The organism is Streptomyces sp. ISL-96, from assembly GCF_018614035.1.
GTDB lineage: Bacteria > Actinomycetota > Actinomycetes > Streptomycetales > Streptomycetaceae > Streptomyces.
Genome location: NZ_JAGGPA010000064.1, coordinates 15,491 through 37,968, shown reverse-complemented (window position 1 = coordinate 37,968; position 22,478 = coordinate 15,491). Strand labels below are relative to the sequence as shown.

Annotated in this window: 19 protein-coding genes and 5 pseudogenes; 20 read left to right on the top strand and 4 right to left on the bottom strand. The window is 69.0% G+C overall.

Annotated elements, in window-relative coordinates:
- Positions 1-59 precede the first annotated feature (59 nt).
- From J7E96_RS31405 to J7E96_RS31375, 8 genes are all read left to right on the top strand, one after another.
- Positions 60-1,571, top strand: a complete 1,512-nt coding sequence (locus tag J7E96_RS31405) for an ISKra4 family transposase (protein ID WP_215136343.1) — start codon at positions 60-62, stop codon at positions 1,569-1,571.
- A gap of 276 nt (positions 1,572-1,847) precedes the next feature.
- On the top strand, positions 1,848-2,276 hold the full coding sequence (locus J7E96_RS31400; RefSeq protein ID WP_215136341.1) for a DUF6153 family protein: 429 nt from the start codon (positions 1,848-1,850) through the stop codon (positions 2,274-2,276).
- 87 nt (positions 2,277-2,363) lie between these two features.
- Positions 2,364-3,023 carry a hypothetical protein gene (locus J7E96_RS31395; protein WP_215136339.1) on the top strand — a complete coding sequence of 220 codons (660 nt, stop codon included), beginning with the start codon at positions 2,364-2,366 and terminating at the stop codon, positions 3,021-3,023.
- Positions 3,024-3,406: 383 nt separating this feature from the next.
- On the top strand, positions 3,407-3,856 hold the full coding sequence (locus J7E96_RS38930; protein ID WP_374196735.1) for a sortase domain-bontaining protein: 450 nt from the start codon (positions 3,407-3,409) through the stop codon (positions 3,854-3,856).
- A gap of 457 nt (positions 3,857-4,313) precedes the next feature.
- On the top strand, positions 4,314-4,742 hold the full coding sequence (locus J7E96_RS31390; protein ID WP_215136337.1) for a DUF6153 family protein: 429 nt from the start codon (positions 4,314-4,316) through the stop codon (positions 4,740-4,742).
- An 85-nt stretch (positions 4,743-4,827) separates the two neighbouring features.
- The gene (locus J7E96_RS31385) at positions 4,828-5,460 is read left to right on the top strand and encodes a DUF305 domain-containing protein (RefSeq protein ID WP_215136335.1); all 633 of its coding nucleotides are present in this window, start codon (positions 4,828-4,830) and stop codon (positions 5,458-5,460) included.
- A 112-nt stretch (positions 5,461-5,572) separates the two neighbouring features.
- Positions 5,573-6,493, top strand: a complete 921-nt coding sequence (locus tag J7E96_RS31380) for a F510_1955 family glycosylhydrolase (RefSeq protein ID WP_374196738.1) — start codon at positions 5,573-5,575, stop codon at positions 6,491-6,493.
- 96 nt (positions 6,494-6,589) lie between these two features.
- Positions 6,590-7,147 (top strand): DUF4396 domain-containing protein, encoded by a 558-nt coding sequence (locus tag J7E96_RS31375; RefSeq protein ID WP_374196737.1) that lies wholly within the window; start codon positions 6,590-6,592, stop codon positions 7,145-7,147.
- Positions 7,148-7,426: 279 nt separating this feature from the next.
- Here J7E96_RS31375 and J7E96_RS31370 read toward each other — a convergent pair.
- A pseudogene (locus tag J7E96_RS31370) lies at positions 7,427-8,408 on the bottom strand (hypothetical protein).
- 170 nt (positions 8,409-8,578) lie between these two features.
- On the opposite strand from J7E96_RS31370, the gene J7E96_RS31365 reads away from it, so the two are divergent.
- From J7E96_RS31365 to J7E96_RS31345, 5 genes and pseudogenes are all read left to right on the top strand, one after another.
- The gene (locus tag J7E96_RS31365) at positions 8,579-8,869 is read left to right on the top strand and encodes a cation transporter (RefSeq protein WP_215136329.1); all 291 of its coding nucleotides are present in this window, start codon (positions 8,579-8,581) and stop codon (positions 8,867-8,869) included.
- Between the two features lie 90 nt (positions 8,870-8,959).
- Positions 8,960-11,220, top strand: a pseudogene (locus J7E96_RS31360) (heavy metal translocating P-type ATPase).
- Positions 11,221-11,251: 31 nt separating this feature from the next.
- A pseudogene (locus tag J7E96_RS31355) lies at positions 11,252-11,544 on the top strand (metal-sensitive transcriptional regulator).
- A gap of 250 nt (positions 11,545-11,794) precedes the next feature.
- A complete protein-coding gene (locus tag J7E96_RS31350; protein ID WP_215136327.1) occupies positions 11,795-12,727 on the top strand; it encodes an alpha/beta fold hydrolase in 933 nt (310 codons plus the stop codon).
- Positions 12,714-13,595 (top strand): IS5 family transposase, encoded by an 882-nt coding sequence (locus J7E96_RS31345; RefSeq protein WP_215136411.1) that lies wholly within the window; start codon positions 12,714-12,716, stop codon positions 13,593-13,595. The genes J7E96_RS31350 and J7E96_RS31345 overlap by 14 nt, the downstream gene beginning before the upstream one ends.
- A gap of 15 nt (positions 13,596-13,610) precedes the next feature.
- Here J7E96_RS31345 and J7E96_RS31340 read toward each other — a convergent pair whose 3' ends face one another.
- Together J7E96_RS31340 and J7E96_RS31335 are read right to left on the bottom strand one after the other, a co-directional pair.
- Complete coding sequence (locus J7E96_RS31340) at positions 13,611-14,726, bottom strand: RICIN domain-containing protein (protein WP_215136325.1); 1,116 nt, start codon at positions 14,724-14,726, stop codon at positions 13,611-13,613.
- Between the two features lie 361 nt (positions 14,727-15,087).
- Positions 15,088-15,411, bottom strand: a complete 324-nt coding sequence (locus J7E96_RS31335; protein ID WP_215136323.1) for a hypothetical protein — start codon at positions 15,409-15,411, stop codon at positions 15,088-15,090.
- A gap of 183 nt (positions 15,412-15,594) precedes the next feature.
- Here J7E96_RS31335 and J7E96_RS31330 point away from each other — a divergent pair.
- Both J7E96_RS31330 and J7E96_RS31325 read left to right on the top strand, forming a co-directional pair.
- Positions 15,595-15,735, top strand: a pseudogene (locus tag J7E96_RS31330) (transcriptional regulator); the annotation flags it as partial.
- A pseudogene (locus J7E96_RS31325) lies at positions 15,735-16,259 on the top strand (cation transporter). The pseudogenes J7E96_RS31330 and J7E96_RS31325, both read left to right, overlap by 1 nt.
- 158 nt (positions 16,260-16,417) lie before the next feature.
- Here the strand turns inward: J7E96_RS31325 and J7E96_RS31320 are convergent.
- A complete protein-coding gene (locus J7E96_RS31320; RefSeq protein WP_215136321.1) occupies positions 16,418-16,834 on the bottom strand; it encodes a heavy metal-responsive transcriptional regulator in 417 nt (138 codons plus the stop codon).
- Between the two features lie 79 nt (positions 16,835-16,913).
- Here J7E96_RS31320 and J7E96_RS31315 point away from each other — a divergent pair, with 79 nt between their 5' ends.
- From J7E96_RS31315 to J7E96_RS38600, 5 genes are read left to right on the top strand one after another with little or no spacing between them, the layout of a single operon-like run.
- Positions 16,914-19,235, top strand: a complete 2,322-nt coding sequence (locus tag J7E96_RS31315) for a cation-translocating P-type ATPase (RefSeq protein WP_251070709.1) — start codon at positions 16,914-16,916, stop codon at positions 19,233-19,235.
- Positions 19,236-19,268: 33 nt separating this feature from the next.
- Positions 19,269-19,760, top strand: a complete 492-nt coding sequence (locus J7E96_RS31310) for a hypothetical protein (RefSeq protein WP_215136319.1) — start codon at positions 19,269-19,271, stop codon at positions 19,758-19,760.
- Positions 19,761-19,762: 2 nt separating this feature from the next.
- Positions 19,763-20,086, top strand: coding sequence for a hypothetical protein (locus tag J7E96_RS31305; protein ID WP_215136317.1), 324 nt, complete (start codon positions 19,763-19,765; stop codon positions 20,084-20,086).
- Positions 20,076-21,020, top strand: coding sequence for an FAD:protein FMN transferase (locus tag J7E96_RS31300; protein ID WP_215136315.1), 945 nt, complete (start codon positions 20,076-20,078; stop codon positions 21,018-21,020). Before J7E96_RS31305 ends, J7E96_RS31300 begins: the two co-directional genes overlap by 11 nt.
- Positions 20,975-22,474, top strand: coding sequence for a 2Fe-2S iron-sulfur cluster-binding protein (locus J7E96_RS38600; RefSeq protein ID WP_308296227.1), 1,500 nt, complete (start codon positions 20,975-20,977; stop codon positions 22,472-22,474). The genes J7E96_RS31300 and J7E96_RS38600 overlap by 46 nt, the downstream gene beginning before the upstream one ends.
- The last annotated feature ends 4 nt before the right edge of the window (positions 22,475-22,478 follow it).

Sequence of the window (22,478 nt, the reverse complement as noted above, 5' to 3'; positions counted from 1 at the left end):
TTCCGCCTACATTCGAAGGTGCGACCCTTATCGGATGCAGGACGGGAAGAGCCCCGGAGATGAAACCGTACGACACTCATGTCACCGCTGACCCCTTTGCCCGCTCGGTCAGCGCCTTCGAGACGCTGATGTGCACCCTGTCGGGCAGGGATGCGAGCGCGTGGACCCACGCCGAGCTGGAAGAACACCTCGACGCGGCTGGGCGGGAGCTGTTACGGCAGCTGCTGCAGGACCATCTGGACCTCCGTGCGATGCGCGCAGCGGAACAGGTCCGCGCTGGTAGCGGGCCTGTCGTGGTGGGGCCGGAGGGACGAGCCCGGCCCTGGCGGGAATCGGGACACTCACGCTGGCTGGCCAGTATGTTCGGGCTGGTCCGCGTTGCCCGGGTCGCCCACCGGGGCCCGGGCGTCAGCAACGTCCACCCCGCCGACGCCGCGCTGTCGCTGCCGGCGGGCCGGCACTCGATGGGCCTGCGTCGGCTCGCGGTCACCGAAGCCGTGCGCGGCTCGTTCGACCAAGCTCAGCAGGCGGTCGAGCGTCGCTGCGGGAAGGTGCTGGGCAAACGCCGGCTCGAAGAACTGGTGGTCGCGGCAGCGGTCGACACTGACGACTTCTACCAGATCCGGGTTCCGGTCCCGTGCAGCCGGCGGATGCCGCTGGTGGTCCAGGTGGACGGCAAGGGCGTGGTCATGCGGCCCGAGGCTCTGCGGGAGGCCACCCGCCGGGCCGCCGCGAAGGCTGTGGTCGGTGGCCATCGTGGTCGGCTCGCGCCGGGCGAGAAGCCGAACCGGAAGCGGATGGCGACCGTGGCCTGTGTCTTCGAGACCCGCCCGGCCCCCAGGCGCCCCCATGACGTGATCCATCCGCCCGGCGGCCGAAGCGGCGAACGCCCTGCTCGCCCGGGGCCGAGGGCCGAGAACAAGTGGTGCACCGCCTCCCTGGTCCGCCCGCCCGAGCAGATCATCGCCGACGCATTCGACCAGGCCCAGGCCCGCGACCCGAAGCATCTGCGGCCGTGGGTCGTCCTCGTCGACGGCGCCCGTCACCAGCTCGGCCTGATCACCGCCGAGGTCGGCCGACGCGGCGTCACGCTGCACGTGTTGCTGGACTTCGTGCACGTCGCCGAGTACGTCTGGGCCGCCGCCCACGCCTTTCACAAGCCCGGCACCACCGAGGCCGAAGCCTGGGCCGCAGGCCGCGCCTCCCGCGCCGCCGACCAGATGACCGCCCAAGCCGACCGGGCACACCTGTCGGCCACCCGCCGCGGGGCCGTCGACGCCTGCCACCGCTACGTGACGGGCCACCTCGACCAGCTCCGCTACGACACCGCGCTCGAGACCGGGTGGCCGATCGCCACGGGGGCGGTCGAAGGCGCCTGCCGTCATCTGATCGCTGACCGCCTCGACATCACCGGCGCCCGCTGGGGCCTTCACGGAACCGAAGCCGTTCTACGGCTCCGCGCGGTCGTCGCCAACGGTGACCTCGACTCCTACTGGCACTTCCACACCGCCCGCGAGCACGAGCGCCTCTACCCCACCCCCGACCAGCAGGACTTCAATCGCACCGTTTGATCACGGGCCTGCTTGCGGACAAACTGCGACCCATGAGGTTCATGCGACCCATGAGGTTCACAGGCATGCCCGCCGACGCACAGGTCACCGCGCTCGTTCTGCGCCGCCGAACTCGAGACGACCGCGCCCCGGCTCCGAGCCACGGGGCCAGCATGGTGCAGCCCACGCTGTGGACGCCTCGCAGACGCATCCCGACCTGGTGCTATCTTCCTCCCAGTCCGAGTGGAACGCCCCTGTCGGCATTCCCGCTACCAAGCCCTCCTACGGTCGTGAAGCGTGATCTCAGGCAAGGTCCGTCGCGACCATCACACGGGAGCGTTGCTGCGGGCAATGCTCCTCGCGGTGGTGCTTGCCCTCTTCGCGATGCACGTCCTGGCCTCACATCAGCCAGCCCATAGCGGGCATGCCGCCGCGTTCCCGCTCATCGACGCAGGGGACAAGACACTCCACGCTCACTCTGACGTCGCCTCCGGGGACGCCACCAGGACACCGGACAGCCTGGACGGCGAATCCCCCTGCGACCACGGCGGAGTCGGAGAGAGCTGCCTGGCGCTGCTGTGCATCGTCGCTGCTCTGTTCACGTTCGCCCTCAGGCGCGGGGGCAGCAACCGCATCCTCGGCCGACGCGCAGAACCCACGCACTCCTGGATCAGCCGCACCGGCGACCCACCGTGCCTCCACCGACTTTCGATCCTGCGCTGCTGAGAGCTGCACCAGCGTGACGCCGCACCATTGGTGCCCGCGCGGCTTCTGCCTGCTCTCACCCACCAAGATCCGAAAGGTCTTACCCGCGTGACCACCGCTCTCAAGCCCGAACTCCACCAGACTCCCGCCTCGAAACACCGCCGCCCCGCCTTCGACAAGAAGTCACTCCCGGCTCGCTACAGCGGCCAGATGCTCTACTTCCTGGGCGCCGCCCTCATCGCCGGCGCCGTCGTCCACTACCCGATCAATCCGCCGCTGTACGCGATCATCTGCGCCGTCGGCGCCTTCGTGTTCCTCCTCGGGACCATCGTCAACGAGTTCGTGCTGGCCGACGAGCGCCCGGCGCTGAGCCAGGCAATCTCGCTGGTCGCGTTTTCCCTGCTGCTGTCCTTCGGGGTCGGCCTGGTCGGCGGCGGCATCCAGCACTTCGAGCAGTTCCCCGAGCGCAGCGCCTGGATGACCCCCATCGGCCTGCTCATGTCGTACATCGCGTTCGTCGCCAAGGACTCCAAGGGCCGCTGGCGGCACCTCGTCAGCCCGTTCGCGGCCGCCGTCGTCGTCATCTCGGCCCTCGCCTGGCTGGGCATGACCGCCCTCGCCGGCACCATCAGCTCCGACGGCCACAGCCACGACCACGGCTCCACGACCGGGACCCCCGCAAAGCCGGACCAGGATCCCGTCAAGCAGGCCCCTCCGGCCAAGGCACCCACCGAGCCGGCCCAGGATGGCCATTCCCACAGCCACTGACTCCGGTCCGTCACCCTCGTAGCCGTTCTCCGCGGGCCCGGCGTGGACCACGCTGGGCCCGCGGTCTGCTCAGGGAGCTTGCACCTGCCGTGGGCGGGCTCGGGACGCGGCGCGCTCTTGCGGGCGCGCAGTCGGCGAGGCGTTCCTCCAGCAGGCTCTCCTCGCTGGTGATCTTCCCCAGCTCACCGCGGCCGGTGCGGCCCTTGACCGACTACCTACATGGGCCATCGGCCGCCTTGCGCGCGCGCCGGTTCCCTACCACGCATCGCCAACCCAGACGCCTCTGACTGCTCCAGACGGCTCCTTGCGGCCAAGGCAGCGACGACAAGATCAGCGGCCCAGGGGCTGTCGGTCGTCGAGAGCGCGCACTCCAGGTCGCTGCGGTGACGTTCCGTGTCCGGCATGGCGAAGGCGGGGAACCAATTGGCCGCCGGTGGGGGCCGCCAGCGGGGAGTTACCGGCCGTACGCGGGGAAACGATCTTGGCCGCTGTCAGCGGTAGACCTCGGCCCCCGATCAGCGTTCTCCCAGCTCAGCACTTCCCTTCAAAGGAACTGCACCCCTCGGCATAGACACCACCGTGCCTCCGATGTCAACGGAGCCGCCTCCGGCAAAAGGGGCCCCGCGGTCACCTCCGGCCATGTCGACTCCAGCCGGCTGCCCGACAACAAGGCTGTCTTCTACCGACTCGGCGAAGACGAGCGAGGCGACCACGTGGACATCACCCCCGCTGACGGCGCCGTCGCCCGGTACACCGTCGAGGCGGTCACCGTCGTGGCCAAGTGGGACTTTCCCCCCGCGCGGTGTACGGCCCGACCCCAGTGCTGCGGCTGATCACCTGCGGCGGGCCCTACACCAAGGACAGCGGCTACAGCAGCAACGTCACCGGACACGCCCGCTGGTCGGCCCGCATCGCCAGAACCAGGCCAACAGCCACCGCCGAAATCAGGGCGAGGATCTGCGCAACTCACCAGTCCGGGAGCCGCGCCAGTGGGGCGCGGTCGCGGCGGCCAGCTCCACCCACCGGCTCGGTCGGACATCCATGGCCCGGCATACCGTGCCGACAGCGACTGCCTTGGAGACTCGGTCATGGGCGAGCACATCCGAATCCGGGGTGCCGCCGCAGCGGCTCAGGGGGGTCTTCGAGGACAAGGAAACACCGGCAGGGCTCCTCGTTCTTCTGGCACTCGGCCCGTGCCGGAGTCGCGTGGCTGAGCTCTTCGCCTGATCGTGCCTGCCGGATGTGACCGGCGCGTCAGCGGATCCGCAGGGCGCCGATTAGGATGCGGGCATGAGTCAGCAGGTGTGGCGCGCGACCCGGCCCCATGGGGTGCGGGCGTATGTGCTGCTCGTGCTGGCAGTGCTCGCGGGTGTAGTGGCCATGCATGGTCTGGGTCCTACTGTCCCGGAGGCGTCGTCCTCCGCCCCGGATGCCCATCATGCGATCACGGTCGCGGTCCCGTCACACGCGGGCGCAGCCACGTGTGAGGACTGCGTCCACATCGGCCATGACGAGGGTGGCGTCGGCCGACACGCCGAGCATGCCGACGCCACGTGTGCTGCCAGCGGTACGAGCGCAGCGCCCGTACTCCCTGCGCCAGCTCTGACCGCGAGTGGCACCTGCTCAACTGCGGACGACGTACCCGCGCTCCTCCCTGCGGCGACGCTGAGCGGGCGGGATCCGCCCGCCTTGAGCGAATTGCAACTCCTGCGCATATAGGCGAACCCGGTTGGCCCGACTCCTTTGGTCGTGTCGCCGTTGAGAGCCATGTCTGATTGCACGCATTTACAGGAGTTGCACCACCATGACCGCACACCGTTCCCTTGTTCGCCGTGCCGCCGCTGTGGCAGCCGCGGCCACCGCTGCCGTCGTCCTCGCCGCCTGCGGCGGGGGAAATGACAGCTCGGCAGGCCATGACGGCCACGAGAAGACCTCCTCGCCCAGCGCCTCAGCCTCCGCCAAGGAGGGCGCCCAGAACGCCGCCGACGTCGCCTTCGCGAAGGGGATGATCCCACACCACCGGCAGGCGGTGGAGATGGCCGAGCTGGCGGAGACGCGGGCCGCGTCCGCCGAGGTCAAGAAGCTGGCCGCGGAGATCAAGAAGGCGCAGGACCCGGAGATCAAGACCCTGTCCGGGTGGCTGACTTCCTGGGGCGAGGAAGTCCCCAAGGAGGACGCATCCGGAGAGCACGCGGGGCACTCCATGTCCGGGATGATGACGCCCGAGGAGATGGACAAGCTGGAGAAGTCCTCCGGCAAGGCGTTCGATACCGCGTTCCTCGAACTGATGGTCAAGCATCACGAAGGCGCGGTCGCGATGGCGAAGACCGAGCAGTCCGACGGTGCCTACAAGCCCGCCAAGGACATGGCCGGCACCATCATCGCCTCGCAGAGCGCGGAGATTGAGCGCATGAACAAGCTGCTCGGCAAGAGCTGACCGTACGAGTCACATCGCGGGCGCGGCCACCAGCCGCCCCCGCGATGTGGCTCTGGCACGCTGTGCTGCGTTCCGTGGCCCGGCCTCTTCGACGACCAGCTTGGACCTCGTGATGATCACACGTTTCTTTGTGCTGTCTTCTTGCCGGCCTCGGCGGGCAGCCGCGGCCCTCCTCGCCTGCGGTGTGCTGCTGCTGACGGCATGCGGCTCTACCAGCGACGACTCGACCAGTGAAACCTCTGCGGCCCCTGACCCGGGGACCGGGCACCTGCATGGGCTGGGTGTCGACCCGGCTGACGGGACCGTCTACGCCGCCGGGCACATGGGCGTCTTCCGTCTGACAGGGACCGAAGCGATACGCGTCGCCGACCGCTACCAGGACACCATGGGCTTCACCGTCAGCGGCCCTGGCACTTTCCTCGCCAGCGGACATCCCTCGCTCGCCGATCGCACTGCCACCTCGCCGCACTTGGGGCTGGTCCGCAGCACCGATGCCGCCAAGACTTGGACGACCGTGTCAGCCGCGGGCGAGGCCGACTTCCATTCCCTCCAACAAGCCGGCCAGGTGCTTTACGGCTTTGACAGCCAGACCTCGAAGGTGTGGGCCAGCAGCGACCAAGGCCGTACCTGGGACCGCCGCGCCCGTCTGCCCATCGGTGATCTGGCCGCCCACGCGAGTGCGCCTCAGAAGGTGTGGGCCACCACAGCGAACGGCCTGGTGTTCAGCGGTGACGGTGGCCGTACCTTCCGTTCGGTGCCGGGAGCGCCGGACCTGGCCGCGATTGAACGCCCGGCTCCCGACGCATGGGTTGCCCTCGGGTCGGGTGGGAAGGTCCTGGGGAGCCGTGACGGCCGTGCTTGGGCACCCCGAGGCAGCCTCCCCAGCGGGGCGAAGCCCAGCCTGCTTACCGCCGTGAGCCCCATGCATCTGCTGGCCGCCGACGTCGGCGACACGGTGTACGAGTCCAAGGACGGGGGCCGTAGCTGGAACGTGCTGCACCGCGCCGACCACGAGTCCGGCGATAACCACTAGCCGCAGCTCCACAATTCGTGATCACCTCCTGTGCTGTGCCGTGCGCCACCGGCCGGCACAGCAGGAATAGGCGAAGGGGAGAACGTCATGGATCACATGGACCACACCGCTCATCACGCCAGCGCCTCCGGCTCCCAGGACAAGGAACAGACACATGCCGCACACGACCACACCGGGCATGATCACGCCGGACATGATCACAGCGGTCACCAGGCCGGTGGTGCTTCATGGGGAACCGCCGCGCAGGCAACAGCCCACTGCCTGACTGGCTGCGCGATCGGCGAGATCCTGGGCATGGTCATTGGCACCGCGCTGGGCTGGGGCAACGCCCAGACAATGGTGCTGGCAATCACGCTGGCGTTTCTCTTCGGCTACTCCTTCACCATGTACGCGATACGCAAGGCGGGTCTCGGCCTGAAGGCCGCCATCCGGACGGCGCTCGCCGCCGACACCATCTCCATCGCAGTCATGGAGCTGGTGGACAACCTGATCATCGCCTTCACCCCCGGCGCGATGGACGCCCACCTGACCGACGGGCTCTTCTGGGGCGCGCTCCTCGGCGGCTTCGCCGTCGCGTTCGTCATCACCACGCCGGTGAACAAGTGGTTGATCGGCCGCGGCAAGGGCCACGCCGTCGTCCACGCCTACCACTGACGCCAGCGGCAGCGACGCCTGCGGCGCACCGCCTTGGTTCTGGCCTGTCCAGCCAGGCATCGACGCGGGCATGGTGCGGTGCCTCGAGTGGTGCCCCGCGACTGCCCAGCCCGGCTCGCCTGGTCACAACTCGCCGCTCGAAGTGACCCGGCCCGGCCTTCCGGTCGGATGGGCCCCGGGGGCCGAGGTCATCCTGCGGGGGATGCGGCAGCCCTACGGTCAGGTCGTTCGGCGAGGGGCCACGAGTACGAGCCGACAGCCGACTCGTACTCGTGGCCGTCAGTGCTGGTGGCTGTCGGCTTCGTGCTCGGTCGCAGCCTCGGCAGGCCGAGTGGTGCCTGTGGGTTCGTCGGCCTGGACGGTGAAGGCCGCGGTGTGGACGGTGCCGTTGTGCTTGAAGTCGAGGAAGAGGCGGTAGGACGAGGAGCTGGGTGCGGTCGCGGTGAAGGAGACCGCCGGACCGGGCTTGGTGGTGCCGTCGCCGGGTTCACCGTTGGGGTGGACGTGGAGGTAGGCGAGGTCGCCGTCGCGCAGGGCGACGAGGTGTCCGTACGCCCCGAGGTACGGCTCCAGATCGGTGACCGGCTTGCCGCCCTTGCTGACCGTCAGCTTCAGCTTGCCCTGCTTGCCCGGGGCATGGGTGCCGCCCAGCGCGACCTGATAGCCGTCCACGGTGGCCGTGGACGCGGCGGCCAGCAGCGCCTTCGGCGCGTAAGCGCCCGGCACCGAGAGGTCGACCCCGAGCGTGACGCCCTTGGCGTCCTTGGCCGCCGGATGGAAGTCGGCGAACGCCTTGTAGCCGGCTGCGGCGGGCAGGTCCACCGGCGTCGACCAGATGCCGTCCGCGGCCAGCACGGGGTGCAGGTGGCGGTAGACGGCGAGGTCGCGAGAGGCCACGACGAAATGCAGTTTCTTGCCGTGCTCGGTCTTGTAGGCGATGACCTTCCGGCCACTGCCATCCTTGATCGAGAGCCTGAGGACGCTCTGCCCGACAGCCGGCCTCGGCGTTTCGAGCGCCAGCGTGTAGCCGCCCTCAGAGACCTGTAGTCCGCCGGCGGCCGGGGCCGCCGCGGCGCCCTCGTCGTGGCCGCCGTGACCGTCGTGACCGTCGGCTTCCTTCCGCCCCTTCTGTGCCGCCGCGTGCTGCCCATGCTCCGCCTTCCCCGGATCGTCCACGGGACCCACGCCATTGCCGACCCGCGGTCCCGAAGGTCGCGGCGAGCGCGGCGGCGAAGGCGGTGACTTTCACTCCAGTGTTCATGGCTGCTCCGTACACAGGTAACCTTTCGATGCACGTCACCATACCCCTAGGGGGTAGTAGGTCAGGTGGGGGCGGCACTTGCGCCCTATACGTGAGGCGGGTATACATGAACCACAACTTAATACCCCCCCAGGGTATAAACACTCGCCTGATCCACCGAGGAGGAAGACATGGGTTCCTGCTGTACTCCTGACGGCAGCTGCTCGACGAACGCCGGCGAGTCCACGACCGCCACCGTTGTCGCCGAGACCACCGCCACCACGTACCGCGTGTCCGGCATGACGTGCGGCCACTGCAAGACCGCCATCACCAAGTCGGTCGGCGAGCTCGCGGGCGTCCTCTCCATAGACGTCGATGTCGCCGGCGGTCTCGTGACTGTGACCACGGGCGGCGAGCCGGACGACGCCGCGATCGCCGCGGCGGTCGACGACGTCGGCTACGAGCTCACTGGCCGCGTCTGACAAGTGGTAACAGTTCCACCCCGGCGGCTGGGGCCCGTCCGTACAGCCCGGGCCCCGGCCCCCGAACCCCGCCCGAACGAGGAGCAGGAAATGACGACCACCACCTCCGGCGCCGCCCAGGTCGAGCTCGCCATCGGCGGCATGACCTGCGCCTCGTGCGCGGCGCGTATCGAGAAGAAGCTGAACCGGATGGACGGTGTCGAGGCGACCGTCAACTACGCCACCGAGAAGGCCAAGGTCACCTTCGCCGACGACATCGCCGTCGAGGACCTGATCGCCACCGTCGAGGCGACCGGCTACACCGCCCAGGAGCCCACCCCGCCACGCGACGAGAGCGGCGACGGTGGTGGCCCTTCCGACGAGGAAATAGCGACGAGGAGCTGCGGCCGCTCAGGCAGCGGCTGATCACCGCCACTGCCCTCGCCGTGCCCGTCATCGCGATGGCGATGATCCCGGCGCTCCAGATCGAGTACTGGCAGTGGCTCTCGCTCACCCTGGCCGCGCCCGTGGTCACCTATGCGGCCTGGCCCTTCCACCGCGCCGCCTGGACCAACGCCAAGCACGGCGCGGCCACGATGGACACGCTGATCTCGGTCGGCACGACCGCTGCGTTCCTCTGGTCGCTGTGGGCGCTGTTTTTCGGGACCGCCGGTACGCCGGGGATGACGCACCCCTTCGAGTTCACGATCGCCCGCACGGACGGTGCGGGGAACATCTACCTCGAGGCCGCGGCGGGCGTCACCGCCTTCATCCTGGCCGGTCGGTACTTCGAGGCCCGCTCCAAGCGCAAGGCGGGCGCCGCGCTCAAGGCGCTCATGGAGCTCGGCGCAAAGGAGGTCACGGTGCTCCGCGGTGGCCGTGAAGTCACCGTTCCCACAGCTGATTTGCAGGTCGGCGACCGCTTCCTGGTGCGCCCCGGCGAGAAGATCGCCACCGACGGCACGGTCGTGGAGGGCTCCTCTGCCGTGGACGCGTCCATGCTCACCGGCGAGTCCGTCCCCGTCGAGGTATCCGTCGGGGGCTCCGTCACCGGCGCGACGCTGAACGCCGGAGGCCGGCTGGTCGTCGAGGCAACCCGCGTCGGCGCCGACACCCAGCTGGCCCGGATGGCCAAGCTGGTCGAGGACGCCCAGAACGGCAAGGCCGCCGCCCAGCGCCTGGCCGACAAGATCTCCGGGGTGTTCGTGCCGATCGTCATCGCCCTGGCGCTCGGCACGCTCGGCTTCTGGCTCGGCTCCGGTGCCGGTCTGACGGCCGCGTTCACCGCCGCCGTCGCCGTCCTGATCATCGCCTGCCCCTGCGCCCTGGGCCTGGCCACCCCGACCGCCCTCATGGTCGGCACCGGGCGCGGCGCCCAGCTCGGCATCCTCATCAAGGGGCCTGAGGTCCTGGAGACCACCCGCAAGGTAGACACGATCGTCCTGGACAAGACCGGCACCGTCACCACCGGCAAGATGACCCTGCTGAAGGTGCACACCGCCGACTCCACCGACGAGACCGAAGTGCTGCGTCTGGCGGGCGCGTTGGAGCACTCCTCCGAGCACCCGATCGCCCAGGCCGTCGCCACCGGCGCCGCAGCCCAGGTCGGCACGCTGCCGACCCCCGAGGACTTCGCCAACATCCCCGGCCTCGGCGTCCAGGGCGTGGTCGAGGGCCACGCCGTCCTCGTCGGGCGCGAGAAGCTGCTCACCGAGTGGGCCATGGAACTGCCCGAGCCGCTGCGGCGGGCGAAGGACGAGGCCGAGCAGGCCGGCAGGACCGCCATCGTGGTGGCCTGGGACGGTGAGGCCCGCGCGGTTCTCGAGGTCGCGGACGCGGTTAAGGTGACCAGCGCCGAGGCGATCAAGCGGCTGCGCGCGCTGGGGCTGACGCCCATCCTGCTGACCGGTGACAACAAGGCGGTCGCCGAGTCGGTCGCCGCCGAGGTCGGCATCGACGAGGTCATCGCCGAGGTCATGCCGCAGGACAAGGTCGATGTCGTCAAGAGACTCCAGGCGGAGGGCCGTTCGGTAGCCATGGTCGGCGACGGTGTCAACGACGCGGCCGCGCTCGCCCAGGCCGACCTGGGTCTGGCGATGGGCACCGGCACGGACGCCGCGATCGAGGCCGGCGACCTGACCCTCGTACGAGGAGACCTGCGGGCCGCCGCCGACGCTATCCGGCTCTCCCGCAAGACGCTGGGCACCATCCGCTCGAACCTGTTCTGGGCCTTCGCCTACAACGTGGCCGCCCTGCCGCTCGCCGCGGCGGGCCTGCTCAACCCGATGATCGCGGGCGCCGCGATGGCCTTCTCCTCGGTCTTCGTCGTCGGCAACAGCCTCCGACTGCGTGGCTTCCGAGCCGCGGACTGAGAGGACACACTGATCGGCGAGGGCGGACCAACTGGTCCGCCCTCGCCGCCGTTACGAGAACCACAAAGACGACGTCCTCCGCCGTCTGCGCCGCATTGAAGGCCAAGTCCGAGGACTGGAGAGGCTTGTCGAGGAGGACACCTACTGCATTGACGTGCTCACCCAGGTCTCCGCACGACCGCCGCCCTCCAGTGCTGCGCGGTGGCTCTCCTGGACGAGCACCTGAGCTCCTGCGTCACCGAGGCCACCAACAAAGGTGGCGAGGAGGCCAGGCACAAGGTCACCGAAGCGTCCCGCGCCATTGCTCGCCTCGTCAGTCCCTGAACCGCAGTCATCTACCGTGCTGCCGCCCCGGGCAGTCTCCCGAAAGCGTGACGCGCAAACGCAAGCAGAGCCCCAAAACCTGCTTGAGCAGCGTCACTTCCACCGAACCGAGCCCGCACAAGGCTCCGCACGGTCGGTCCGTACGACTGAGGGCGAATTCCTTGACCGGCATGCCACTACGGTACCCCTCGGGGGTACAACCGAATCTTCAAACCGGTCAGCACGGCGTGAGCTACAAATGGGGGACTACATGCGTGAATTCGTCTACGACGGCAGTGACGGCTGTCGCCTCTACGCCACCGCCGTCGGCAGCGGGCCGACGCTGATCCTGCTACACGGCGGAGGTCCTGATCACCGAAGTCTGTTACCCCTGGCTCACCTGCTCGCGGGCAGCTTCACCGTAGTTGTGCCCGACGTACGCGGATACGGCCGATCGCGCTGCACCGACTCGGCCTGCCACACCTGGGCGCAGTACGCAGACGATGTCGACGCGCTCTTGAACCACCTTGGCCTGCGCCGGGCTGCACTCGGCGGTACCGGCCTTGGCGGAACCATCACCTTGCGGGCGGCCATGGCCTACCCACAGCGCATCCGGGCAGCGGTCGTCATCGGCGTGGAAGACATCGAGGACGACGAGGCCAAGGAGGCCGAGGCGGCTCTCCTCGAGAGCTTCGCCACACGCGTGATCGCCGACGGCATCGACGCGGCCTGGGAGCCCATTCTGCCCAGCCTGGCGCCCGTCATCGGGAGTCTCGTGCGTGACGCCATTCCCCGCTCGGATCCCGCGAGCGTCGCCGCCGCCTGCGCTATCGGCCGTGACAGGGCTTTCCGGAGCGTGGCCGATCTCCGCTCGATATCTGTACCGACGCTGATCATCCCGGGCACCGACGTACGGCATCCCACAGCGCTGGCCGGAGAAGTCGCCCTCGCCCTGCCGCACGGCCACCTGGCGCAGGTCGCCGTGTCGGCCGACCTGCGTACCGCCGACGACCTGGCGCACACCATGGCGCCGGCTGTCCGGGACTTCCTCACCGCCCACCTCACCATCCATACGGACACGACGGCGGCCGCCCAGGGTGCACACGGCATCGGGCGGCCCAGTAAGCAGGCGCCTAGGGCCTGTCCGACGAGTCGCGTGACTGCTGAGTGTGCTGATCGTTCCGGTCGGCGTGGGGCGAGGTGACTTATCGAACGAAGAGTGGGCTCGGCTGGCGCCCTGCCTGCCGAAGAACGTTGGCCGTGGCGGGCGTTGGAAGAACCATCGTCAGGTGATCAACGGCATCCTGTTCCGGCTGAGGACCGGTATCCCATGGCGGGACCTGCCAACGAGATTCGGGAAGTGGAAGACGGTATACGACAGGCACCGCCGCTGGTCGGCGGACGGAACATGGGACAGGATTCTGCGAGCCGTCCAGACCAATGCCGACGCGGAAGGCCGCGTCGACTGGTCGATGGTGAGCGTGGACTCCACCGTGTGCCGTGCTCACCAGCACGCCGCTGGCGCACGCAAGCAGGCGCCGAGACAGGCCGGAAAGCGCACCCGGCCCGCCCAGCACCGCCCGGATGAAGCCCTCGGCCGTTCACGTGGTGGGCTGACGACAAAGATCCACCTGGCCAGTGAGGGCGGACTACGGCCGTTGGCCATACTGGTCACTCCGGGACAATGGGGCGACGCTCCGCAAATGATCCCGGTCCTGGAACGCATACGCGTGCCCCGTTCGGCCAGCGGCCGTCCCCGCACCCGGCCAGACCATCTGAGCGGCGACAAAGCGTACTCATCACGCAGCAACCGCCGTTACCTGCGGCGTCGGCAGATCAAGCACACCATCCCCGAACGCCGTGACCAACGGGCCCACCGCCAACGCCGTGGCAGCAATGGCGGCAGGCCCACCGGCTTTGACCCGGCACGCTATGCCCGCAGAAACGAAGTAGAGCGGCTGATCAACCGGTTGAAAGTCCACCGGGCCGTGGCCACGCGCTTCGACAAGAGGGCGTACGTCTTTCACGGCACCGTGACCGTTGCTGCCGTACGCCTCTGGCTCCGCTCCTGACTCGCCGTGCAGTCCTCAGGACTCGTGAGGTCCGGCTTCCCGCGCGGGGAGAGGGTAGGCATCAGCGACGGAAGTGTTGGGGTCGCGGGTGGTCCAGTCAAGGACCGTGGTCCCGTTGAGACGTTCCAGGACGTACTTGTCGCTGCGGTACCAGATGGCCTCGGTCACCCGCCTGCCGGCTTCATAGTTCCGCTCGATGGTCACCTCCTTCGAGTGGCTCTTGACCTCCTCATGGGTGGTGATGACCTTCAGTTCGTGGCTGATGGTTGAGCTCAAGGAGGCGCCTACTCCCTTGAAACCGAAGCTGGCCTCGGCGGATACCGAGATGCTGGTGGTTTCCTCGACGGTCTTTGCGTTGGTGGTGGTCAGCCCGACCGTCGTCTTCTCTGTGTGGGTGTAGTTCGAGGCTCCCCCGTGCTCGTAGGAGTAGACCCGCTCCCAGAAGCCGTACCGGCGCAGAATGTAGTAGGGGTTCTCCTGTGCCTGGCGACGCCGGTCGTAGGCAGGGTCCTGGACCAGCGGGAAGGGGTAGGCCATCGCCCCCACCTCGACCGGATCGGTTTTGGCGGAGGGCGTCGGCTGATAGCTGGTCATCCGATGGATGTCCCCGACGCCGGGGTGGGTGATGTCGGGCAGGTCGAGAACCCGCTTGTACTCGTCCTCGACCTCGAAGAGCCAGTGCTGTGCGGTGGCTTGCGAGGCGTCGGCCGGGATCCACTGTTCGAGCACGGCTCCCGGTGCGGTGCTCCAGCCGCGAAGATTCGCCAGTAACTGGCTCCTGTCGTTGATGATCTGCACCGCGCCGGCGGCTACGTCATGCAGCATCCACTGCTGGGCAGGGCGGCTGCTCAGCGGCTGGATCGGGTACTGCTCCAGATACTGGCCGGCGTTGGTGCTGTTCCCGGCGACGTTCACCACCTGACCGCTGGCCTTGTTGGCCAGCAGATACCTGCCGAAGTCGAGCGGGAAGACATGCCAGATCTGACTCCGCCGATTGCTGTCGGACTGGGGCTGGAGGTGCCACAACTCAAGATACTGGCCGTTGTTGGCGCTGTAGCCGCTGACGTTCATGTAGAGGTTGCTGCGCTGGTTCTTGATCCGGTAGGACCGTCCGGCCGGGATCTGCGGCATAGTGACCACCCTTTTCGCTCCGTGAGGGGCTCGCCCACCGCATGAGCAGCACCGCCTCGCAGGCGCACCTGGGCGACAGACCGACACACGGAGGCTACGACGAGTGGTGATCCAATCACCTAGGGTCGCCGAACGTCTAGAGCGCGATCCAGACGCCGTACACGAGCAGATGGCCTTTGGGTGATTGCCCGCTTCCAGCAAACGAGTCGGCCGTCCGCTGTTGTCCGAGCGCGAATGCGGCCATCCCCTCCACCAGCCGAAGAGACCCATCAGACATGCCCTAGGTCCGCCCCGCACAACGCTCCGCCCCCGACACGAGCTTTGATTGGCTCGGACCGGGGCGGTGCTACACCAGATGGCTCTACGAGCCGTCCGCCTCAGTATTGGCATGTTGGACTGCGTGCAGAGTGTTGAGCGGATCCGTGATTGCCCAGTCAGTACCGAGTTGGAACGCGTTCTGTTTGGTCTGGATGGCTGGCTCGCCGGCGGCTACTGGACTGATGGCGTACGACGCCACAAGCGCCCCTTCCGCGTTCGCGACCGCGAGGTTGGTGGGGATAGCCGTTCCTCCGCTGACGACGAGCACGGGCGTTCCGTCCACGTAGCGCAGGCTCAGCGTGCCCGCATCTTCGGGCTTGACCTCGCTCACGTCGATGATCTCGAACGGTGCCTTTTCCTCAGACATGCACCCATCCCCTCTGTAACTGGGCCGTGACGGACTGTGGCTGATCCTGCCACGCCATGACCAGCATGAGCTACAGGGCGAGTACAGAGACAAGGCGACCTATCGGACAGACCCTAAACCGCAGTAGTACGGAGCGCCGACGAGCTGGCAGGTGCACCGCGATCAGCGCGAAGGGCCGCGCAGTCCGTGTCTGACGGGCGCCGCAGCCGCTACGAGATGGCCGGCGAACGCCTTGGCCACGCGCTCGACGACCTGCGCACCGCCGTGGTGGCCGTCGAGGCCGACCGCATGTGTGTGGACGCTGACGAGAAGGGGTGCTGCTGATGACCGCGGTATCCCTCGGGTCGTCGCCGGCTCGCCGTGACCTTCTCACCAAGCGCATACGACTGCTGGTTGCGGCGACGATCACCTACAACATCATCGAGGCGATCGTCGCCATCACGGCCGGTGTGCTCGCCTCCCCCACCGCGCTGATTGGCTTGGGCCTGAACTCCGTCATCGAGGTTTCCTCCGCCGCCAGCCGTGGCCTGGCAGTTCTCCGCTCGAGAGCACGCTGTACGTGAGGCGCGGGAGAAGACCACCCTGCGGATCACCGCCGTCTCCTTCTTTGCGCTCGCCACCTACGTAACCGTCTACGCCGTCAGAGCGTTGACCGCCTCCGGCGAGGCCGAACGCTCCATCCCTGGCATCGTCATCGCCGTCATCGCCGCCATCGCCGCCAAGGAAGGCCGCGACCCCTGGCTGGGCGTGGACTGCTGCGCACCCTCCACCCCGCCGCAGCGGGCCCCGGCCTGGCGATGGCCGAACCGGACGCGTGCGGTTGCCGCCCCGGGTGCGACGACACGTGACAGGCGGCCCGGCTCCTGTCGTAACTCGTGAACCCTCGTACCGGGGTTGATGCTCTGCTGCCGCCTGAACCGCTGCCCCGCGAATGTCTGCCCAATGACGCTGAAGCGCCATCCTGGTGCTGGGTTACTCGTCAGCATTCAGGCGCTCTGCGGGAGGCTCACCCCTTGGCTGTCGTTGGGGCAGCTTCGATGATGTGGCAGATGACGCCAGGCTCGCCGCGTCCGGCGGCTTGGTCGGCGCGGTCCCGAGCGGTTTGCAGGGTTTCGCGCAGGGCCGTGAGGTCGGCAATGCGCTGGTCGATCTCGGCGAGGTGCTCATCGAGGAGCCCGGTGACCAGGGCGCAGGGCTGCTGGCCCTGGCGCTGCAGGTCGAGGATGCCCTTGATCTCCTTGAGGCTCAGGCCGAGGGTCTGGGCCTGGCGGATGAAGTGCAGCTCGGGCAACGCATGCTCGGAGTAGGAGCGGTAGCCGGCGGGCGTGCGCTCCGGCGGGTCGATGAGTCCGTTGGCCTCGTACAGGCGCACGGCTTTGGCGCTCAGTCCGGTCTGTTTGGCGACGCGGCCGACCGTCAGCATGATCTTGGCCTCCTCAGTGGGGGAATGTCGTCATTGTGCGCTTGACCTTGCCCTTGGGGCAAGGTTCTACGGTTCCGGCATGACGACCACCGACATAGCCGGCGGGGCGCTGGGGCAGATCGAGCCGATGCGCACCGTGGATCTGGCGATCACGGGAATGACCTGCGCTTCCTGTGCGGCCCGGATCGAGCGGAAGCTGAACAAGCTGCCCGGAGTGAGCGCGTCGGTGAACTTCGCGACCGCGAGTGCACGCGTCTCCCACGCCGATGACCTCACCCCGCAGGATCTGATCGACGTGGTCAAGGCCACCGGGTACGGGGCAAGCCTTCCGGCCCCGCCCGTGGTCCCTTCCCACGCTGCGGAGGGCGGCGGCGGGGCGGTCAACGAGGAGGAGCGGCACGTACGGGCGCTGCGGGACCGGCTGCTGGCCTCGGCGGTTCTGACGGTGCCGGTGGTGGTCATGTCGATGGTGCCGGCTGCACAGTTCCGGTTTTGGCAGTGGTTGGCGTTCGCGCTGGCCTCGCCGGTGGCGTTGTGGGGCGCGTGGCCGTTCCACCGCGCTGCCGTGCTGAATCTGCGGCACCGGGCGGTGACCATGGACACCCTGGTGTCGCTGGGTGTGCTGGCGGCGTGGGTGTGGAGCGTGTACGCACTCTTCTTCGGCGGGGCGGGCGAGCCGGGGATGCGGATGGAGATCTCGCTGCTGCCGCGTTCGGGTTCGGGCGGGCACGGCGGGTCGGCCGAGGTGTATCTGGAGGTGGCCGCGGCGCTGACCGCGTTCATCCTGGCCGGCCGCTACTTCGAGGCCCGTGCCCGAAGGCGTGCCGGCGACGCGATCCGGGCCCTCATGGATCTGGGCGCCAAGGACGTCACCGTCCTGCGCGACGGGCGTGAGGTGCGGGTGCCGGTCGACCAGTTGGCGGGCGGGGAGGAGTTCGTCGTACGGCCCGGGGAGAAGATCGCCACCGACGGGGTGGTGGTCGAGGGCGCCTCGGCGGTGGACGAGTCGCTGCTGACCGGTGAGTCGCTGCCAGTGGAGGTCGGTCCCGGTGACGCGGTCACCGGAGCGACGGTCAACGCCGGGGGCCTGTTGGTCGTACGGGCCTCGCGGGTGGGATCGGACACCAAGCTGGCGCAGATCGCCCGCTTGGTGGAGGAGGCGCAGACCGGCAAGGCCGCTGTGCAGCGGCTCGCCGACCAGATCTCGGCGATCTTCGTGCCGATCGTGATCCTGCTAGCCGTGGAGACGCTGTTCGGCTGGCTGTGGCTCGGCTACCCGGCGGCGATCGCTCTCACCGCGGCGGTGGCGGTGCTGATCATCGCCTGTCCCTGTGCGCTCGGGCTCGCCACGCCGACCGCCCTGATGGTCGGTACGGGACGTGGCGCGCAGCTCGGTTTGCTCATCCGCGGCCCCGAGGTGCTGGAGTCCACCCGTCGTATCGACACGATCGTGCTGGACAAGACCGGGACCGTCACCGAGGGCCGGATGCGGCTGGTGGAGGTCGTCGCCGCTGAGGGTGAGGACCGTACGGAGGTCCTTCGACTGGCCGGGGCCGTGGAGCACGCCAGCGAGCATCCGATCGCCAAGGCGATCGCGGACGCCGCCGCTGAGGAGACTGGTGACCTCTCTCCCGTCACCTCTTTTGCCAATCATGCGGGGCGGGGCGTCACGGGCACCATCGAGGGGCTCCAGGTGATCGCTGGCCGGGCGAGCTGGCTCGCCGACCAGTGGGGCCTGGAAGTTCTCCCCGCGCTGATCCGGGCCCAGCAGCAGGCCGAGCGGGCCGGGCGTACGGTCGTCTTCGCCGCCTGGGAGGGGAAGGTTCGGGCCGCACTGGTTGTGGCCGACACCGTCAAGCCGACCAGCGCCGAAGCCGTCAGCCAGTTCAAGGCACTGGGACTCACCCCCGTCCTGCTGACCGGGGACAACGAGGCCGCCGCACGGCACGTCGCCGCCGAGGTCGGCATTGACACCGTCATCGCCGAGGTCCACCCCGAGGACAAGGTCGCCGAGGTCAAGCGGCTGCAAGCCGAGGGGAAGGTCGTCGCGATGGTCGGCGACGGCGTCAACGACGCCGCCGCGCTCGCCCAGGCCGACCTCGGCCTTGCCATGGGCACTGGCACGGACGCGGCCATCGCCGCCGCCGACCTCACCCTGGTCAAGGGCGACCTGCGCGGCGCCGTCGACGCGATCCGCCTCGCCCGCAAGACGCTCACCACCATCAAGGGCAACCTCTTCTGGGCCTTTGCCTACAACGTCGCCGCCCTCCCTCTGGCCGCGCTCGGTCTGCTCAACCCGCTCATCGCCGGGGCCGCGATGGCCAGTTCCTCCGTGTTCGTCGTCACCAACAGCCTGCGGCTCCGCCGCTTCCAACCCGCCAGGCGCACCGGCCGCAACTGAGTACGCACCAGAACAGACAAGGAAGACCAACCCATGGCAAGCCCCATCAAGCACCGCACCGCCCTCGCGATCGCCGCAGCACTCGTGACCGTCAGCGTCACGTCCGTCGTCGCCACCGCGGCGGTGACCGGCGGCGGCCCCGACGTGCCGGCCGCCACACCCAGCCCGACGGCACCGATGGCTCCGCCCAGCCAGGCGCCCAGCCAGGCGCCCACCCCGGCACCCAGTGCGCCGGGCAATGGCATGCCGGGTAACGGCATGGGCGGCACCGGCGACATGAGTGAGGAGATGCGGATGCGTCTGGAAGCCATGCGCATGGGCATGGAAGCCGGCATGGATATGGGCATGAAGCAGGGCATGGAAATGGGACCGGGGACCAAGCCCGACTCCAAGAGCGGCAACGCTCCGGGCGGCAACCCCCCGGCGGCCAACGGGAACGGCCAGAACAACATGGGCGGGATGGGCATGGGTGGTATGGGCATGGGGGGCAATGGCATGGGCGGTATGGGCATGGACGGGATGTAGACGTGGCCGACCTCAACGACGACGAGGCCGACGAGCGGGACCGGCGTATCGCTGTGCGCGTGGGCGTGGCCACCGCCGGTCTGGCCGGTGCCGCGCTGCTCACCGCAGCCCTGGTCTCCAGCGCCCAGCCGTCCACGGCGGCCACGCCGGGCGCTTCGACGCCGACAGCCGCAGCCCCGGCGCCGCCGCAGACCGCGCCGGCCGCCCCCGTGACGCGCAGCAGCGGCAGCGGCTGCGGCGGATCCCAGAGCGCAACCGCAGCGGCCGGTCAGGCCCCGCCTCAGCCGACGTCGTCCGCCCCCATGACACGCAGCAGTGGGAGCTGAGCACGTCGAGGCGGGCTTCGCGGTGATGGGCAGCACCGGTCACCTCCTGGTGGCCGGCCGCCCGGAACTCGTGGCCCATGCGCGCTTGCGGCTGGAAGAGCTGGAGTCGCTGTGGTCCAGGTTTCGCGCCGACAGTGAACTGTGCCGCCTCAACGCCTCGCCGCCGGGCCGCTGGGTTCCACTCTCCCGGCCGACGGTCGCGCTCGTACGCCAGGCCGTGCGGGCATGGGAGGTGACCGGCGGGCTGTTCGACCCCACCGTGCTCCCCGCACTCGAATCCGCCGGATACTCCCGCAGCTTCGCCGAGCTGGCCGAGGGAGTGCCGTACGCCGACGATCCCGGCCCCGCGCCGGGTTGCGCGGGCATCGAGATCGAGGATGACCGGGTCCGACTCCCGCCGGGCGTACGACTCGACCTCGGTGGCATCGGCAAGGGGTACGCCGCCGACCTCGTCGCGGGTGAGCTGCTGGCGTCGGGCGCGGAGGGCGCTTGCGTCAACCTCGGCGGGGACGTACGTACAGCGGGCTCCCGGCCCGGGGCGGGCGAATGGGTGGTCGCGGTCGAGGACGAGGCCAAGCCGGGAACGGACCTGGCCTGGCTGGCCCTCGCCGAGGGCGCCGTCGCCACCTCCACGCGGCTGCGCCGCCGGTGGCGGCGGCAGGGACGGGAAATGCACCACCTCATCGATCCGGGCAACGGAGCGCCGGCCGCCGGACAGGTGGCCGTCGTGGCCGCCGAGGCGCACTGGGCGGAGGCGCTGGCCAAGGCGGCGCTGATCGCCGGCCCGATCGACGGACGCACCCTGTTGGAGGACCAGGGGGTGGCCGGCCTGCTCGTGACCGAAGAGGGGACGGCACACCCTGCCGGCCCCTGGGAAAGGTATGTGACGTGGACCCCCAACTCTGGTGGTACCTGGCCCGTGTCGGCGGGCTGATGGCCTGGTGGCTGCTGTCGGCCACGGTGGTGTGGGGGCTGTTGCTGTCGAGTCGGGTGATGGGCCGACGAGCCGTGCCGGCACGGCTGTACGACCTGCACCGCTTCCTTTCCGGGATCGCCCTGGCGTTCCTGGCGGTGCATCTGCTGTCGCTGATCGCGGATTCATGGGTCGCTTTCGGCCTCGTGGAGCTGCTGGTGCCTTTCGCTTCCGAGTACCGGCCGGCCGCCGTGGCCTGGGGTGTGATCGCGTTTCAGCTCATGGCGGCGATCGAGGTGACATCACTGCTCAAGGGCCGTATCGCGGAACGCTGGTGGCGATACGTGCACACCAGCGCGTTCGCTGTCTTCGTACTGGCCACGGTCCATGCCCTCATGGCCGGAACCGACACAGGGGTGGTGAGGTGGACGGCCCTCCTCCTCGTGCCGGCCGTCGCCTTTCTGTCCATCTACCGGCTCCTGGCTGTGCGCCGTACGGACGCCATCTCTTCCGCACCACCTCTACGCCGTGAACTGCCGGGCGCCAGACCCGTTGTCGTGCAAGAAGTGCGCCCGGTCGCCGAAGGCGTCGTACAGGTCGGGTTCGTCGCCGCTGACGGTGGCTCACTGCCCGCGTGGGAGCTTGGCGCCCATGTAGAGGTTGCGCTCCCCTCGGGGCGGATACGGCCGTATTCGCTGTGCGGGGACCCGGCCGACCGGGACACACACCGCATCGCTGTGCGGCACGCGCCGGACGGGCGCGGCGGATCGGCGGAGGTACATGCCCTGCGCGTGGGTGAGCAGATCGTGATGAGCCGGCCTCGCAGCAGCTTCCCCCTCGCCCTGGCCGACCAGTACCTGTTCATCGCGGGCGGTATCGGCATCACGCCCCTGCTGCCCATGATCCGCGCGGTGGCGAGGGCCGGGCAGGAGTGGCAGCTGGTGTACGGCGGCCGATCCAGCGCCACGATGGCGTTCGCCGGGGAACTCCTCGCTCTTGGCGGTGACCGCGTCCGTCTCGTCCCTGAAGATACCGACGGCCTGCCCGACCTCACCGCCGAGCTGCTCGCGACCCCGCCGGGAGCCGCGGTCTACTGCTGCGGCCCAGAACCGCTCATCGCGGCCCTGGAACAGACCATGGGCGACTTTCCCGACCGGCATGTGCACGTTGAACGCTTCACGGGTACGGCGAGAAAGCCCCTGCCCGCACAGGAGTTCACGGTCGAACTGCGACGCACCGGACGCACACTTTCCGTCGCCTCCGACCGTACGCTGCTCGACGTGATCCGCCAGGTCATCCCCGGCGCTCCCGCCTCCTGCGAGGAAGGGTTCTGCGGCACGTGCGAGCTGCGGGTCCTGGCCGGCATCCCCGATCACCGCGACACCGTGCTGCGCCGCGACGAACGAGATCGCAGGGATGTCATTTACCCCTGCGTATCCAGGGCCCACAGCCAGACTCTCGTGGTCGACCTCTGACCTA